The sequence below is a fragment of the Bacillus sp. FSL R5-0654 genome, assembly GCF_038008745.1.
Lineage (GTDB): Bacteria > Bacillota > Bacilli > Bacillales > Bacillaceae > Bacillus > Bacillus safensis.
On record NZ_JBBOZV010000001.1, the window covers coordinates 2,755,347 to 2,772,220 of the forward strand.

At 41.7% G+C, this 16,874-nt stretch carries 17 protein-coding genes; 7 read left to right on the forward strand and 10 right to left on the reverse strand.

Translation table 11 applies throughout. From position 1 onward, the window contains the following. Positions 1-174: 174 nt before the first annotated feature. The 4 genes from NSS76_RS14020 (at position 175) to NSS76_RS14035 (ending at position 3,969) form a co-directional block, all read left to right on the forward strand. Positions 175-1,446: a BaiN/RdsA family NAD(P)/FAD-dependent oxidoreductase gene (locus NSS76_RS14020; RefSeq protein WP_341082400.1), complete on the forward strand. Its 1,272-nt coding sequence runs from the start codon at positions 175-177 to the stop codon at positions 1,444-1,446. Then, complete coding sequence (locus NSS76_RS14025; protein ID WP_254966515.1) at positions 1,443-1,640, forward strand: hypothetical protein; 198 nt, start codon at positions 1,443-1,445, stop codon at positions 1,638-1,640. Before NSS76_RS14020 ends, NSS76_RS14025 begins: the two co-directional genes overlap by 4 nt. Before the next feature lie 141 nt (positions 1,641-1,781). Continuing rightward, positions 1,782-3,314 (forward strand): glycine betaine transporter OpuD, encoded by a 1,533-nt coding sequence (gene opuD, locus NSS76_RS14030; RefSeq protein WP_044332375.1) that lies wholly within the window; start codon positions 1,782-1,784, stop codon positions 3,312-3,314. A gap of 130 nt (positions 3,315-3,444) precedes the next feature. Then, positions 3,445-3,969, forward strand: a complete 525-nt coding sequence (locus NSS76_RS14035; protein WP_341082401.1) for a CbrC family protein — start codon at positions 3,445-3,447, stop codon at positions 3,967-3,969. 44 nt (positions 3,970-4,013) lie between these two features. Here NSS76_RS14035 and NSS76_RS14040 read toward each other — a convergent pair whose 3' ends face one another. The 7 genes from NSS76_RS14040 to NSS76_RS14070 all read right to left on the reverse strand — a co-directional run bounded on the left by NSS76_RS14040 (position 4,014) and on the right by NSS76_RS14070 (position 9,291). Next, the gene (locus tag NSS76_RS14040) at positions 4,014-4,196 is read right to left on the reverse strand and encodes a sporulation protein Cse60 (RefSeq protein WP_024424881.1); all 183 of its coding nucleotides are present in this window, start codon (positions 4,194-4,196) and stop codon (positions 4,014-4,016) included. Positions 4,197-4,296: 100 nt separating this feature from the next. Next, a complete protein-coding gene (locus NSS76_RS14045) occupies positions 4,297-4,608 on the reverse strand; it encodes a rhodanese-like domain-containing protein (RefSeq protein WP_044332369.1) in 312 nt (103 codons plus the stop codon). A 54-nt stretch (positions 4,609-4,662) separates the two neighbouring features. Then, positions 4,663-5,346: a YesL family protein gene (locus NSS76_RS14050; protein WP_341082402.1), complete on the reverse strand. Its 684-nt coding sequence runs from the start codon at positions 5,344-5,346 to the stop codon at positions 4,663-4,665. Positions 5,347-5,366: 20 nt separating this feature from the next. After that, entirely contained in the window at positions 5,367-6,656 is a 1,290-nt protein-coding gene (locus NSS76_RS14055; RefSeq protein WP_341082403.1) for a Gfo/Idh/MocA family protein, read from the reverse strand. 17 nt (positions 6,657-6,673) lie between these two features. Next, positions 6,674-7,198: a lipoprotein YteS gene (locus NSS76_RS14060; RefSeq protein WP_247721586.1), complete on the reverse strand. Its 525-nt coding sequence runs from the start codon at positions 7,196-7,198 to the stop codon at positions 6,674-6,676. Further along, a complete protein-coding gene (locus tag NSS76_RS14065) occupies positions 7,195-8,307 on the reverse strand; it encodes a glycoside hydrolase family 88/105 protein (protein ID WP_270127384.1) in 1,113 nt (370 codons plus the stop codon). The genes NSS76_RS14060 and NSS76_RS14065 overlap by 4 nt, the downstream gene beginning before the upstream one ends. Before the next feature lie 18 nt (positions 8,308-8,325). After that, on the reverse strand, positions 8,326-9,291 hold the full coding sequence (locus NSS76_RS14070; RefSeq protein WP_024424886.1) for an ABC transporter permease: 966 nt from the start codon (positions 9,289-9,291) through the stop codon (positions 8,326-8,328). 231 nt (positions 9,292-9,522) lie between these two features. Between NSS76_RS14070 and NSS76_RS14075 the strand changes: the two genes are divergently transcribed. Continuing rightward, the gene (locus NSS76_RS14075) at positions 9,523-11,823 is read left to right on the forward strand and encodes a helix-turn-helix domain-containing protein (RefSeq protein WP_247721588.1); all 2,301 of its coding nucleotides are present in this window, start codon (positions 9,523-9,525) and stop codon (positions 11,821-11,823) included. Positions 11,824-11,861: 38 nt separating this feature from the next. On the opposite strand, the gene NSS76_RS14080 is transcribed toward NSS76_RS14075, so the two are convergent. Beyond that, positions 11,862-12,233 (reverse strand): winged helix-turn-helix transcriptional regulator, encoded by a 372-nt coding sequence (locus tag NSS76_RS14080; protein WP_003217763.1) that lies wholly within the window; start codon positions 12,231-12,233, stop codon positions 11,862-11,864. Between the two features lie 155 nt (positions 12,234-12,388). On the opposite strand from NSS76_RS14080, the gene NSS76_RS14085 reads away from it, so the two are divergent. Beyond that, positions 12,389-13,576, forward strand: coding sequence for an MFS transporter (locus tag NSS76_RS14085; RefSeq protein ID WP_333482112.1), 1,188 nt, complete (start codon positions 12,389-12,391; stop codon positions 13,574-13,576). 10 nt (positions 13,577-13,586) lie between these two features. Beyond that, positions 13,587-14,429 carry an aldo/keto reductase gene (locus NSS76_RS14090; RefSeq protein WP_206534377.1) on the forward strand — a complete coding sequence of 281 codons (843 nt, stop codon included), beginning with the start codon at positions 13,587-13,589 and terminating at the stop codon, positions 14,427-14,429. Between the two features lie 45 nt (positions 14,430-14,474). Here NSS76_RS14090 and NSS76_RS14095 read toward each other — a convergent pair whose 3' ends face one another. Continuing rightward, the gene (locus NSS76_RS14095) at positions 14,475-15,974 is read right to left on the reverse strand and encodes an extracellular solute-binding protein (protein WP_073207075.1); all 1,500 of its coding nucleotides are present in this window, start codon (positions 15,972-15,974) and stop codon (positions 14,475-14,477) included. 25 nt (positions 15,975-15,999) lie between these two features. Further along, positions 16,000-16,860, reverse strand: a complete 861-nt coding sequence (locus NSS76_RS14100) for a carbohydrate ABC transporter permease (RefSeq protein WP_087976618.1) — start codon at positions 16,858-16,860, stop codon at positions 16,000-16,002. Positions 16,861-16,874 lie beyond the last annotated feature (14 nt).

Here is a 16,874-nt window from a genome sequence, read left to right on the forward strand (position 1 = left end):
CGCTTAACCACCATTTTTCTAATGAATATTCAACTTAACTATTTTACCACATCAATTCAATACACAGGTAACAAATCCAATACGGAAGTCACAAAACCAATCAATTCATATTTCAGCCTTCCCTAATCTTCGTTATAATAGAAAAATGACTGAAAGTAGAAAGAGGAATGTAACATGAAACATTATGATGTCATTGTCATTGGCGGCGGACCTTCTGGGCTGATGGCCGCGATTGCATCAGCAGAGCACGGTGCGACTGTTCTGTTAATTGACAAAGGAAACAAACTTGGCAGAAAGCTGGCCATTTCTGGCGGCGGACGCTGTAACGTCACCAATCGCCTTCCAGTAGAAGAAATCATCAAACATATTCCCGGAAACGGCCGTTTTCTATATAGTGCATTTTCTGAGTTCAACAACGAGGATATTATTTCGTTTTTTGAAAACCTTGGCATTGAACTAAAAGAAGAAGACCATGGACGTATGTTCCCTGTCTCAAACAAAGCACAATCTGTTGTGGATGCCCTTCTAGACAGGCTCCGAGCCCTCAATGTCACCATTCGAACGAACGAAAAAATTAAAACAGTTCTGTATCAAGACGGACAAGCAGCTGGAATTGTTACAAATAATGATGAAAAAATTTCAAGTAAGTCTGTCGTCATTGCTGTCGGCGGAAAAAGTGTGCCGCATACCGGCTCTACTGGTGACGGCTATGCATGGGCAGAAGCAGCCGGTCATACCATTACAGAGCTCTTCCCAACAGAGGTACCGGTCACATCCGATGAACGATTTATTAAAGAAAAAGTGCTTCAAGGTCTTTCTTTAAGAAGTGTGGCTGTCAGTGTTTTAAATAAAAAAGGAAAACCCGTCGTCACACATGTCATGGATATGATATTTACTCACTTTGGTTTATCAGGTCCAGCTGTTCTTAGATGCAGCGGATTTGTTGTGAAGGAATTGAAAAAACAGCCGACTGTCCGCCTGCAAATAGACTTATATCCGAAGCTGAATGACGAGGAGCTGTTCCAGAAGCTTCATCGTGACCTTAAAGATGAACCGAAGAAAGCCATTAAAAATGTCCTCAAGTCTTGGATGCAAGAACGCTATTTATTGTTTCTGTTAGAACGGAACGGGATTGATCCACAAGACACATTCTCTGGTCTAGCCAAGGATAAACTGCGTGCATTTGCCCATGATTGTAAACATTTTATTGTGCATGCAAATGGTACGCTATCCTTGGACAAAGCGTTTGTGACAGGAGGCGGCGTTTCTGTGAAGGAAATTGAACCGAAGAAAATGGTGTCTAAAAAAATGCCCGGTCTTTATTTCTGTGGAGAAATTTTAGACATCCATGGCTACACAGGCGGCTATAATATCACATCAGCACTTGTGACAGGCAGGCTTGCCGGCTTGAATGCTGCACTAGAAGCAAAGGAGAGAGATCAATGATCAGACGTGCATTACCGATTGTTCTTGCGGTCGTTATCAGTTTGACAGCCGCTGTTTTCTTGAAGCTGTCCATTACCCCGTTAAAAGTCGCCATTGTTTTGGCGTTTACTATTTTCGCAGTATGTTTAAAAGAATATGTCCACCGTCTTCGCAAACGGATTGAGGAAAAATCGTCTTCCCATATCGATAGTTGATAAATGGAAGCAAAACATGTTACGGTAAAGTAGAGGTCGAGTGAGAAGCTCGCCTCTTTTTGTTTGAAATAAGTTGAGTTAGGGGATATTAAGCAAAAGTCCTCTGCTTAAACGTGTAGAACAACAGGAGAGTGAGATGGTGTGAAAAACGTATCAAGTGTATTTTGGATTGTGATTGCGATCACATTTGTTGCCGTGATGTGGGGAGCGTTTTCTCCAGAGTCATTGCAAAATGTCACAGATCAAATTCAAACATACATTACAAATGACTTTGGCTGGTATTACTTGTTAGTGGTATCACTGCTTGTCGGCTTTTGTCTATTCTTTATCTTCAGCCCAATCGGTAAGATTACGCTAGGAAAACCGGGGGAAGAGCCTGAATTTGGTTTATTTTCTTGGTTTGCTATGCTATTTAGTGCCGGTATGGGAATTGGTCTTGTTTTTTACGGAGCAGCTGAACCGATCAGCCACTATGCTATTCAGTCACCAACAGGGGAGACTGAAACTGCGCAGGCCTTCCGCGATTCCCTTCGCTATACATTTTTCCACTGGGGGCTTCATGCATGGGCTATTTATGCCATTGTTGCACTTTGCATTGCTTACTTTAAATTTAGAAAAGATGCACCTGGTTTAATCAGTGCAACGCTGCAGCCCGTTTTAGGAAATAAAATTCACGGATGGATCGGTAAAACCATTGATTGTATTGCGGTATTTGCAACTGTGGTTGGTGTTGCAACAAGCCTAGGATTAGGTGCGGCACAAATAAATGGTGGATTGAATTATCTTTTTCATATTCCAATTGCCTTTAGCACACAATTGATCATTATTATCATTGTGACGGTGCTTTTCCTTGCATCTGCTTTAAGCGGGATTGGAAAAGGCATTAAATACTTAAGTAATATCAATATGGTATTAGCAGCTGTTCTGATGTTTTTCTTACTTTTGGTAGGTCCAACTGTTTTTATCTTAAATTCATTTACTGACTCGATTGGACAATACTTATCCAATATCGTTCAAATGAGCTTCCGTCTATCTCCAAATGATCCTGAAAAGAGAGAATGGATTAATGGATGGACAATCTTTTATTGGGCATGGTGGATTTCTTGGGCACCATTTGTCGGGATCTTTATCGCTAGAGTGTCACGCGGGCGAACAATTCGCGAATTTTTAGTGGGTGTCTTAGTCGCTCCTTCCATCCTAGTCTTCTTATGGTTCTCGATTTTCGGTGTATCTGCAATGGACTTACAGCAAAAGAATATTGTCGATGTTGCAGGTCTTTCAACTGAAACGATGCTCTTCGGAGTACTGAATGAATATCCGCTGGCGATGATTACATCGATACTGGCACTCATTTTAATCGCCGTATTCTTTATTACATCGGCTGATTCAGCTACATTTGTGCTTGGAATGCAGACAACCTACGGATCATTGAACCCTTCTGGCAGTGTCAAAGTCAGCTGGGGCATTATCCAATCGGCTGTTGCTGCTGTGCTTTTATTTTCAGGGGGACTTGAAGCCCTGCAAAATACAGCCAAGCTCGCAGCCTTGCCGTTCTCCGTTGTCATCATATTGATGATTGTTTCGCTGTATAAATCACTAAATGATGAACGAAGAATTATCAAACAAGCCAATAAAGTCAATAAACCAAGAAGTCCAAGAGTAAAAAAAGCATAATCGCAAGCGAGAAAAAGCCGTTCCTCATCCGAACGGCTTTTTTCTATATATGCAATTTAAGATTGTCGCGAGCTTGAGGATTCCTTTAAAATAGTGATAAATCATCACTTTCTACATAATGGAGGTTTATATGACGTTACCTACGTTCAAGTACAACCGAGATCCAGTTTCGTTAAACGTGATCAAAAAAGAGCATACGACATGTCCTGTTTGTGAGAAAGAAAAAGATTATGTGTACCAAGGCCCTTTTTATACTGTTGAAGATGTGGAGGGAATTTGTCCTTGGTGCATTAAAGATGGATCAGCGGCGAAAAAATACAATGGAACCTTTCAAGACGATGCGAGCTGTGATGACGTCGATCAAGAGGAATATATCGATGAGCTGATCTTCAGAACGCCAGGCTATCGCGGATGGCAGCAGGAATATTGGTTAAGTCATTGCGGAGATTTTTGCGCAATCGTCCAGTATGTCGGCTGGAAAGAGATTGAACATCTAGAGGAAGAACTCGCCGAGGATATCGAAGACATTTGCAGCGGCGAAGGATTAACAAAAGAGAACCTAAAGCAATGGCTCGTCAACGGAGGAGACTTACAAGGCTACCTTTTTCAATGTGTTCACTGCAACAAGCATCGTTTATATATTGACGCCAGCTAACCAAAGAAATAGGACCCTTCAAGCAGGTCCTTTTTTGATGCCGTCTATTTTTTATATAAAATGAGTGCAGAAAAACAGTAGAGCTGTTCCCCTCCCTGCTCACAGATCACCGCTACATTGTACTTGATGTCAATGATTTGGTCGTCATCCATTCCTTTTAAAAAATGATTGATTTCGCTCTGCAAATCTTTCTCATGCTCTTCATCAAATACAGCTACCTTTAGCACCTATGCCACTCTCCCTTCTCTCGCTACTCTATCTTTATGCACATAGAGAGAGGCATATGAACAAAAAAACCTTTCATCGTTAAGATGAAAGGCCTTCTAATTACAGCTTCGGTTTTGTTTCTCCTGTCCAAGCCAGCATCCCGCCAACGACATTTGTCGCTTGGTAGCCTTGATCTTCTAGGTAATAGCAGACATTTTCACTACGTTTACCAGAGCGGCAAATAATATAATATTCCTGCGTTTGATCGAATGCATCCAGCTTCTCAGGGATATCGCCCATTCGAATGTGGATGGCTTCCGGGATCATCCCTTCTGCTACCTCTTCATCCTCACGTACATCGACAAGCTGAATGGCATCTTCCTGCTGCAGCTTTTGTTTTAATTCTTCTATTGAAATTTCTTTCACTGACACGGCTCTCATCTCTCCTTTTCATTACGGTGACACCATTATAGCAAATGATTCACTTCACTGCGTATTCACCCGCTTCGATTGAAGGAAAGACGGCAGCCGCTTCTTCACTTCGGCTGTCTCGTGCTCAATTTCAAACTCTACCTTTTTAAAGACTTGATAGGCTAGCCACATATGACCGTAGGCGAGTATGCTCACACTAAAAAACGGCACGATTCCCGGTAAATAAGCAAACAGAACAAACAGCACAGCCGAGAAAACAAGCATAGAGAGTGTATATTGCAAGTATGAGATACCGAGCAGAAGAGAGAATTTCAGATAGAGACGTTTTTTCCAATCATAATGAGCAAGCAGCGGAAAAATATAAAATAAGCTAACAATAAACAGAAAACCGAAAATATATATAGCAAAGCGAAGCACATGTAAAAGCCAGCTCGTCGGATAAATATAAGCAAGGTCGACATAAATAATCGTTCCAATGATGAACAGCACCATTCCAATGATGTTAGAGCGTACAAACTCCTCCCTGAATACCTTCCAAAAAGTGCGGAATATATTGACTTGCTCATGACCTTGAATCCACTTTCTCATCACGGAAAATAACGCAGTGGTCGCCGGCATCAAGCCAAAAACGCCAAGCCCTAGAATGGTAAACAAAAGCCATAACAAATTCGTATAGGCGAGTCTCATCACCCACTCACACATCCTCAGCATTCTGCTCATTGAACCATCATGATCCATCTCTTTCCCCTCCTCTCTCTTTACACCGTCTCTTTATGAAACAATTCATCGATTTCAATTGGGCGCTTTTCTGTGACAGAGCGCCACATGCCTTCCCCAAGAGCAATCGAATAAGCACCAGCCTCTGCTCCTGCTAAGATGTCATAGTGAATCAAGGGATCTTTTCCTATAAATAAATCAGCCAATAGCAGAGGATCTCCGCCGCCATGTCCGCCTGGCTGCTTCACGACTTCAATCGTCTCCTTTGATCCAAACATCGGGTAATAAGAAATTGTTTGTTCTGGGAATTGAAATGGAATTCTTGATGGCACATGAAACTCATTTGTTTCAATACGCCCCTTCGTCCCATTAATGGCCAGGCGATAGCCTTCATATGGGGCTGAGAATTGAATCGAATAGCTGAGCAGAGCCCCTTGATCATAAGCGACTGACGCCACATATGTATCCTCAATATCTATTTCCTGATCAAAAATGCAGGCATCCGGGCGATAGTTTGAGTACTGCTGCGTTTGCTCCTGACCGGATTCAATATGGTCGTCCTCCACCTTCGAGCGCTCAACCCGCGGATTCCACCTTGCTTCATAGTGACATATATCCTTCACATGACATGTTCCACAAAACCTATTTTCCTCCCCCTGCAAGGGATTCCAAGGGCTTTCGCTGCCGTAATAGTTCAGCGCCCCGTAGGCAAATACTTGTTTCGGCTTTTGATCAATCCACCAGTTGACCAGATCAAAATGATGCGTCGACTTATGAATGGACAGTCCGCCAGAGAATTGACGTGTACGGTTCCACCTTTTGAAATAACTAGCACCATGATACGTATCAATAAGCCAGCTCAGTTCAACAGATGTGACCCTTCCAATTTTCCCGTCTAGAATCAGTTCTTTTACCTTTCGATGGAAAGGATTGTAGCGATAATTAAAGGTGACCGTGACCTTCCCTTTACTTTCTGCCTCTTTTTCCATCACTTTTTTGGCGTCTTTTGCTGTTGTCACCATCGGCTTTTCGGTGATGACATCTAGATCATGGTCAAGTGCCTGCATGATATATGTGACATGTGTGTCATCCCTGCCTGCCACAATGACGATATCTGGTTTTGTTTCTTTGACCATCTGATCAAATGCATCTTCATGAAAAAACGAAACGCCCCGGAGTGACGGAAAACGCTCCTGACAAAGTATATACCGCTGATGATCTATATCGAGGAGCCCTGTAATCCGATAATGCTCATTGAAATCCTCTGTGAGCGGTTGAATAAACATATTGAACGCACGATGGCTCAGCCCGCAAATCACGACCCGTTTCACATTCCCCACCCCATTTTCTATTGGTTTTCACGAAGCTGTTTCATAAGAGACAGCGCCTCTTCCGACTTATCAGCATACACGGGAATGAAGGCGACCATATCTCGGTGTAATTGAAAGGTATAGCCGTTGAGTTTTTTCTTTCCTTTATTAATTTGAACTGCATAATCGACCGTTTTCCCTGTCTTTTTGTCCTCGACCGTATATGGTCCTGCTGCTTGATCGCCTATTTTCATCTCTTCCAGCAGCTGAAAGCTTTCAGGATCATCATACGTTCTAAACATTTCTTCTGGAACAAGCATCACGTCCCCCTCTTTTGAGGTAATTTCAATAAGAAGCTTTTCAGGAATTGCCGGAAAGATGTGGACGCTATAAGTCTCTTGTTCCGGCTGAAAAGCCTTCTCCACTAATTGATCCTTCATTCCCTTTGACATATCAGAAAAAATCAGGACATCGATCCCGTTTGTTTTCCCCTGACAGGCAGATAAACAAATGGCAGCGATAAAACTGATGAGCCATACAGCGGCTCTTTTTCGCCTCCTCATGCCTTTTGAAAAACAGACAGCTTTTCTAGCTCAGTTAACGCCATAATAAAAGCGCCTGCCCCGTGCAAGTCATTTGTGCTCCGCTCTCTTCCAACGTAGTAATCATAAAATCCCGCAGATGTTCCGATACAAATATCATGGATGTTAAAATCACCATTTTCTTTCTCAGCCGTCTTATGCTGAATCAAGCCTTGATATGCTCTGACCACATGATCAACATAACGGAGGCTCACATACCCTTCATTCATGGCCTTTGCCATGGCGTACATGAATAAACACGACCCCGAGCTTTCAAGCCAATTGTCACTGTGATTTCCTTTATCAATGATTTGATGCCAGAGACCTGTCTTTTGATCCTGGTACTTTGCCACACTTTCCAGCATGTCTGTCAGCGTTTCCTTCCACACCTTCCGCCTTTCATGATGCTCGGGCAGATCCTCGATCATATCTGCTAATGCAAGGACATACCAGCCAAACGATCTTGCCCAAAATTCTGGGGAACAGCCGGTCTTTTGATCAGCCCATGGCATCGTTTTTCGTTCATCCCACGCGTGATAATACAGACCTGTTTGTTCATCTTTCGTATGTTTTCTCATGAGATGCTCTTGATGAATGACCATATCCACTAGTGACTCTTCAGCTTTAAGCTGAGCATACTTTAAGGCAAAAGGACCGCCCATGTAGAGACCATCGAGCCACATTTGATAAGCATAATTGTCTTTATGCCAAAATCCGCCCTCAGACGTGCGGTTTAGCGTACGATAAAGTCCGCGCAGCTTCTCCGCCGCCAGCACATACCGCTTCTCTTTCGTTCGTTCGTAAAGAGGGAATAAAATGAGTCCTGCTTGAATCGCATCAAGCTCATCCCTGCGAAATAATAGATTTCCGTACTCATCAATGAGTGAGTCCGCATAGTTTTTCACATAATCGAAATACGCCTCGTTCCCAGTTGCCTCATATAGCTTCATGACGCCGCAAAGGAAAACCCCTTGATGATAATGCCATCTTCCAGCTGGCGGCAGCTCAATCGGTGTATACGCTTTCATAATGGTTTGTGCTAATTTCTCTGCATGCTCAAGCGGTGATCCCTTTTCAATCGATAAAGTCATTCTTCCTCATCTCCCTTTTTAATAAATACCTTCTTCCCCGAATTTCTTCGCTAAACGGTTTGCCAGCATGACCAAAATAAGTCCAACGGCTGCTTTAAATAAACCAACAGCGGTACTATAGCTGAATTGTCCTTGCTTAAGACCTGCTGTATAAACGTACGTATCAAAAATCTCTGCTACTTCCCGGTTCGTTGCGTTCAGTAATAGATAGACATGCTCAAAGCCAAGCTCAAGCGTATCACCGATTTTTAAAATAAGCAGAACCACAATGACACTTTTAATGGCAGGAAGTGTGATGTGCCACATTTGTCTCAGTCTCCCGGCCCCATCCATTTTTGCTGCTTCATATAGCTGCGGATCTACCGCTGTAATCGCCGCAAGGTAAATGATTGTTGACCATCCTGCTTCCCGCCAGATTACCTGTAAAATGTACATCGGTCTAAACCATTCCTGACTAAGAAGGAAGTTAATCTTTTCTCCTCCAAAGAAAGCAATCAATTCATTCATTAACCCGCCATCTACTGTTAACAAAACAAAAGATAAGGACACGACAATCACCCATGACATGAAGTGAGGGATATAAATCATCGTCTGTACAAATTTCTTAAACAATGCCAATCTCACTTCATTTAAAAGAAGGGCTAATAAGATCGGAATTGGAAAGAAAATCACGACATTCATGGCAAATAAAATCAGTGTATTTTTTAATAAGATGAAGAATGTTGGTTCTGTAAACAATCGAATAAAGTGTTTGAAGCCAACCCACTCACTGCCAAGAATGCCGAGAAACGGCTGGTAATCTTGAAAGGCAATGATGAGCCCCCACATTGGCACATATTTAAAAACAATAAAATAAATGAGCCCCGGCAAAATCATTAAATACAAAAATTTTTGACTTAGCAATTGATTAAGTAAGCGCTTTCTTTTTTCACTTTTCAAAGCTGCCGCAGGCACACCCTTGGCAGTGACATCCTCTGTTTTCATTAATAAAGCCTCCCCTCATGCTCATGCATGTGTTAACTGTATCTTAAGGATGAAAAATCCGTCTACAATCATATCAACAGATCATATTTTCATAGGTGATGCTACTCAAAACGTTACATAAAACATAAGAAAATGATCCTAATCTCAGAAAATGATTATTGACAAACCTACCAGATTTTTGGATTAATAAATTAAGGGGAAAAGATTGTTTTGTTTGAAATGGGGGGTTTTATGAAAAGAAAGCAGTACAAATTTTATTACAAGCTAGTGACGTTTTTTTTCATACTTAGTACAATTCCTGTTATCATTGTCGGCATTTTTTCTTATCAGCATTCGCAAAAAACAGCACTTGAAAATATCTCAAATGAAAAGCTCGACAGCGTCAAACAAACGCAATCCAATATTGAGCATATTTTAAAAACTGTTGATCATTCTCTCACTCACTATGTCAGTTCGCCGCCTCTCCTTCAAACACTGGCAGAACCTTTAAATCCAGACCAATTCCAGCTTTATAATCAAGTACAGCAGGAACTGAACTACCTGCAAACCTTTGACACCGATCTTTCCAATATTACACTCGTCAGTAAAATGGAAGACTGGTACATGAACAATTCGGGGCTTTATCATGTCACAAGCGAAGACCAAGAAAAAGCGCTGACCTCTTACCTCAATATACCAAGTCACTCCAGCTGGGCACTTGAAGAGAATAATCCACTTGTTGCGACAAAAGAAGGAAAAGCATCCTTTTGCAAGTACAATGTGAATTTAATCAAACAACTGCCTATGAACAGCGTTCAAAAAAAGGGAATCGCTGTCGCCAGCATTCCAAGCTGCGTCATTGCTGATAACATGCCTGACTTCTCTCAATCGGATAGCATGTTTGTCATCGATACAAACGGAAAAGTGCTGCTACATAATCGCAAAGAACAAATTGGTGAATCGCTGAAACATCAAGATATCGTCAAACATGTGCTCTCACTTGAAAAACGATCAGGCCAATTTGATATGAAGATCGACGAACTCAACTATCAAATCACATTTCAAAAATCAGATTATAATGAATGGACATACCTATCCTTTGTTTCTATTCCAGAACTTAAGCAGCAAACGAAATCAATCGGGTGGATTACCTTTATTATCTGCACTATTTTGTTAGCGCTTTCATTGCTATTTTCATGGTTCGGTTCTAGACACTTTTATAAACCAATCCGCTTATTATACGAGTCATTTGCACGCAATGAATCATTTTTGCAAAAACAGCCTTTTCAAAATGAATTTGAGTTGATTGAATCGAGTATTAAACAAATGAAAGATCAAAACAATGATTTAGAGGAACGGATTGAGCAGCAAGTGACACACTTACAGCAATACTTTATGGTACGGCTGCTGCTTGGAAAGCTGACAGATGAAGAAGTTAACAACCGGTTCCAAAGCTTAGGCTTTCCTCAGGGCTGGTCTCATTTGTCCATGCTTGTGACCCAAATCGATACATTAAAAGGAACACCTTATGAAAAAAAAGATGCTGACTTGCTTTTATTTGCGATCAATGGACTGATCGAGCAGATTATTCCGCAAGAGGAGCACCTTCAGCCAACCGTTGTCAATCAGCATCAAACGACGATTATCCTCAACCACTCAAAGTCAGATGAAGAGTTTACTGAATATTTAAACCAGTTAGCAGAAACCATTCAGCAGCGTATTGAAGAAGAGCTTGGTTTATCGATCAGCATTGGAATCAGCCGCCAGTTTAAAGAACTCACGATGGCAAAACATGCTTACATTGAAGGAAAAGAAGCCTTAAAATACAGACTCAAAGCAGAGAAAAAGTCCATTATCTTATATGAGCATATTCAGCAAGGAAAGACGTTCAAAACCCATTTTCCAAAGCAGCTGCAACATGATTTATTTGATGCGATGAAAGCTGGCGATCAAGGCAAGGCGGATCACTATTTACATGTGCTCCTGCAATCCATTTTTTCTAAAAATGCAGGACCGCACGAATACCATATCGCCCTCGCTCGTTTTTTAAACAATTTAATTGAGCTAATGCATTTGCTGGGCATTGAATTATTTGAGGTTGAAGATAACAAAATGCTCTATGATACGATTTTTGAATTTAAAACCTTTGAAGATACAGAAGCATGGCTGAAACATGAAATCATTCGGCCAATTATTGACCAACTTGCTGCACGTGAAGACTCACAATACAAAAACATCTCAGAAAAAATCATTCATATTATTCATCAAGAATTCGACTCAGATCTCACATTGGATGAAATCGCCACACGCCTGCATTACAATCCCAATTATTTAAGCAGCATTTTCAGAAAGGAAATGGATATCTCCTTTAGTGAATATCTCTCTTCCTACAGACACCATGTCGCTAAAAACTGGCTAGTAGAAACCGATATGTCCGTCAAAGAAATTTCGGAAAAACTGAAATATAAAAACCCGCAAAATTTCATCCGGTCCTTTAAAAAGCTGGAAGGTACTACTCCTGGGAAATACCGCGACCAGAAAAAAGGCATGTAAGACAAAGAGTCCCGCTCTCACAAGAAAGCGGGACTCTTTTATTTAAACTGTTCATTTAAGATGCTGTCTTCCAGCACGGAAAGCGGCTCTCCATACACACGTTCAATATGAGCTGCTCCCCAATCGCATAGCGCATTGAGAATTCTTTCGAGCGACTGTCCGTATTCACTTAATTCATATTCCACTTTAGGCGGCACCTGTTCATAGACAATCCGATTAATGACCCCGTCACTTTCAAGCTCTCTCAGCTGCTGCGTCAGCATTTTTTGTGTGATGTTTGGCATGAGCCGCTTCAATTCGCTCGTCCGTTTTTTCCCGTGTGTCAAATGACATAAAATCACACACTTCCACTTCCCGCCTATGACCTCAAGCGTTGCTTCCACAGAGATATTATATTTTTTCTTTTCCATCGAATGTTCACTCCTCTTTGTACGAACAGGCACTTTTTAGTACCTATATTACAAAAAAGTACGTACTTTTTTTTTCGTCATCTATGTTAGATAATAACTCTTGCCGATCGGCTTCGTCTATCAAAATGTCATCACAGAAGGATGTGAACTTACTTATGAAAAAAAAGCAAAACCATTTTGCTCTTCTCGCACTAGCGATTAGTGCTTTTGCTATAGGAACAACTGAGTTCATTAGTGTCGGTCTTTTGCCAATGATCTCAGAAGACTTTGGAGTGAGCGTCAGTCAGGCGGGCTGGACTGTCTCTTTATATGCACTTGGTGTGACATTTGGCGCGCCTATATTGACTTCTCTTACTTCCACGATGAAAAGAAAGACATTGCTTTTGCTCATTATGCTCGTCTTTTTGATTGGTAATACACTTGCCACCATTGCCCCGACTTTTTCAGTGCTGTTAATCGGCCGGGTGATTTCAGCCTTGTCCCATGGAATCTTCATGTCCATCGGTTCTACGATTGCTGCAAGCCTTGTCGTGAAAGAAAAACGGGCAAGCGCGATTGCCTTTATGTTCACTGGTTTAACAGTAGCGACTGTGACAGGTGTGCCATTCGGGACATTTCTTGGTCACGAGTTCGGCTGGCGGACATCATTTGGTGTGATTGTGATCATTGGTCTGATCGCACTGATATCCAACTATTTTCTTGTGCCGTCTCAATTAAAGCAGGGTGTGAAAACATCTTTTAAAGATCAAGCTGTCCTATTAAAAACAAAAAGAATTTTGCTTTTATTTGTCATTACAGCCACAGGGTATGGAGGAACCTTTGTCGTCTTCACGTATCTATCTCCTCTCTTGCAGCATGTGACAGGGCTTGCGCCTGGGGCTGTGGCCTTGATCCTGCTTTTATACGGAATCACGATCGCAGCCGGAAATGTCATTGGCGGAAAAGCTGCTAATGAACAGCCAATGAAAGCACTGATCTATATGTTTATTATCCAAAGCATCATCTTGTTTATCCTTAGCTTCACTGCAGGATTCACAGTGTTAGGCATTGGAACCGTCATGCTGATGGGGCTGTTTGCATTCATGAATGTGCCTGGGCTGCAAGTAGCCGTCGTTGATTTTGCAGAAAGATACACACCTGGAGCGGTCGACGTCGCATCTGCCATGAATATCGCTGCCTTTAATGCCGGTATTGCCATTGGCTCATTTTTAGGAGGCATCGTGACAGATACACTTGGGCTTGTGCATACAGGCTGGGTCGGCGGCATCATGGTCCTCATCGCAGCCATTCTTACGATGATCAGTTATCAAATAGAACAAAAAGAACAAACACAAACCATTTAAAGGAGTTTTTATGATGGAACATTTACAAAGTACAAAAACATTAAACAATGGGGTCCTCATGCCAGGCTTTGGCCTTGGTGTATTCAAGGTGGAAGATGGAGCTGAATTAGTTGATGCTGTCAAAACAGCCATTCAATTAGGCTATCGCAGTATTGATACAGCGGCTATTTACGGAAATGAAGAAGGTGTTGGACGAGGCATACAGCTTGGTTTAGCAGAAACAGGACTGCGCCGTGAGGACATCTTTGTCACCTCAAAAGTGTGGAATGCCGATTTAGGATATGAATCTACTCTAAATGCATACGAAGAAAGCTTAAAAAAGCTTCAGCTTGACTACCTTGATCTGTATTTAATCCATTGGCCGGTTGAAGAAAAATACAAAGAAGCTTGGCGTGCACTGGAAACCTTGTATCGTGAAGGAAAGGTCAGAGCCATCGGAGTGAGCAACTTCCAGCCGCATCACCTAGACGAGCTATTAAAAGATGCAGACATCAAACCAGCGATCAACCAAGTAGAATTTCATCCAAAGCTAACGCAGGAAACACTCTCTACGTATTTGAACTCTCATGGCATTCAAATGGAAGCTTGGTCACCGCTGATGCAGGGTGAACTACTGCATCACCCGCTGATCACAGAGCTCGCAGACACATACGGTAAAACACCTGCTCAAATTATTTTGCGCTGGGATGTACAAAAAGGTGTCATCACCATCCCAAAATCAACGAAAGCACATCGTTTAAAGGAAAACGCTGATATATTTGATTTTGTCTTATCTGATGAAGATATGAAACGTCTTTCTGACTTAAATGAAAACAAACGTATCGGTCCAGATCCAGATAACTTCGACTTTTAATGAAAACACCCCCGCTTTTTTACTTTGCGGGGGTGTTCCTATTGGTCATTTTGATTTTTTAAAGGAAGCTTCATATTCTTCTATGATTTTATTCCCACCATTGGATTTCCACTTCTCTACATCCTTCTGAAATTGATCTTCACTGATGTCACCAAGGATGAACTTATACGTCGCATCATCGATGATTTTCTTCAATTCGTTTCCACGCTCTGATGCTGTTTCTGAATACAGGCTTTCAGCAGGATTGGCAACGATGATGTTTTGATTGTCTTCTTCTAGCTCTTCATATTTAGAACGAACTGCATCCCCTTTATTTTTTAAGTAACGTTTATCAATTCCTACAAGACTGACAAGCGGCTGTACATCTGTCTGCCAGCCTTTCACTTGGCTTTCTTCCCTGACAAATGTATTTCCTTCTTCTTTCTTATAATGCTTGCCATCTATACCGTACGTCATGAGACCATATACATCTTCTTCGGCAATACGGTCAAAGAAGGCCAAAATCCGCTTTAATTCCGCCTCTGATTTCACGCTTGTTTTAGGGAATGCGAAGATGCCATTATGCCCCCCTGATGCCCACACACGTTCTTTGCCATCTGGGCCTTTGATTCGGTTGATAATATCTACTTTCATGTTTTTATCTGTCGCATCATCTCTCAGGTTCACGGCATCTACCATATTTCCAACATAGATACCTGCTTTTCCTTGTGAGAATAATTCCTGCTGCTGTGTTTTGCTTGTCACTGGGAAGTCTTTGTTGATATAGCCATTATCGCGCAGCTTTTTCATGTATTTCATTGTATTCATGTACTCATCTGTCATAAAGTCCGGCGTGAATTTCCCGTTCTCTTCTTTCCAGTCTGTTGGCATTCCTTCATATGAACCAAGTGTTTTAAATGCGCCATAAATTAAATCGTTCCGATCCGTAAAACCAATTGTATCGGCTTTTCCGTTTTGATTCGGGTCTTTTTCCGTAAAGGCTTTGGCTACTTCATACAGATCATCCAATGTTTTTGGAGTATCCAAATTTAAATTTTCAAGCCAATCCTTTCGAATGACAATCCCTTGTCTTGAAAGTGGTCTTTCTCTATAGATGCCATAAAGCTTGCCGTCTATAGAAGCGTTTTTATTAATCAGTTCGTTCATCTTACTTAAATTTGGATAATCCTTTAAATACGGACCGACTTCCCAGAACATTCCAGATCTGAACGCATTAATCGCAGACGAATTTTTAATGTCTTGAATCGTCACAATTTGCGGCAAATTCCCTGCTGCAAGTGCGGAATTTAAACGATCTTCCTTCACAGCATCAGGTACCCATGTAATATCAAGCTCTGTATTTGTGAGCTTCTCAATCTCTTTTAAAACGGAATCCTTCGGCGGCTGCTGATGATATAAAATCGCCATCCATGTCAGCTTTACCTTTTTGTCTAGATCAACCTTCTCATCTGATGAGTTTGCCCCTTTACTTGAACATGCTGACAGAATACCGCTTGCTGCAAATAACAGAACAAACGCAATCAGCCATAATTTCTTTCTCCCCATAAGATCCCTCCGTTGTTCCATCTTTTTAACCCTTTACAGAACCTAGTAATGCCCCTTTGTTGAAATGCTTTTGAATAAATGGATAGACAAGCAGAACCGGAATGGTTGCCACAACAATTACAGCCATTTTAATCGTCTGGTCTGGCGGTGGGGTGGATGAGCCCATATCCGACATATCTCCCTGCATTCCGCTTGAGACAATGACAATCTGTCTCAGCAGCACTTGAATCGGCCACTTCACTGAATCATTTAAATACAGAATGGCAGTCATATACGTATTCCAATACGTCACGGCATAAAAAAGTGAAATAGTAGCAATGGCTGGCAAAGAAAGTGGGAGCACAATTTTAAAGAAAATCCCTAAATCGTTACAGCCGTCCATCTTCGCTGATTCCTCAAGGCTCGCCGGTATGTTTTGAAAGAAGTTTTTCAAAATGATTAAGTTGAACGCATTGATTGCAACCGGGAGAATAAGTGACCAATACGTATCAAGCAGACCAAGTGTTTTCACCACAATAAACGTCGGAATCATACCTCCGCTAAACAGCATCGTGAAAACAACGAGAAACATCAGTGTTCTTCGGCCTTTTAGCTCCTGACGAGACAGCCCATATGCCATAAGCGAGGACAAAAACATGCTGACAGCTGTTCCAACGAGCGTCACAAGAATGGACACAATGAGGCTGCGATACACAATATCTGTAGAGAAAATGTATCGATATGCCTCTAGAGAAAACGTCGTCGGGAACAAGATAAATTTCTTCGTGATGACCTCTTCTACTGTTGCAAAAGAGGCGGCAATGACATGGATGAACGGAAGCACACATATTAATGCGAACATGAGTAGAAAAGAGTAATTAAATAAATTGAACAATCGGCCTTTAATAGAACGATCTATGT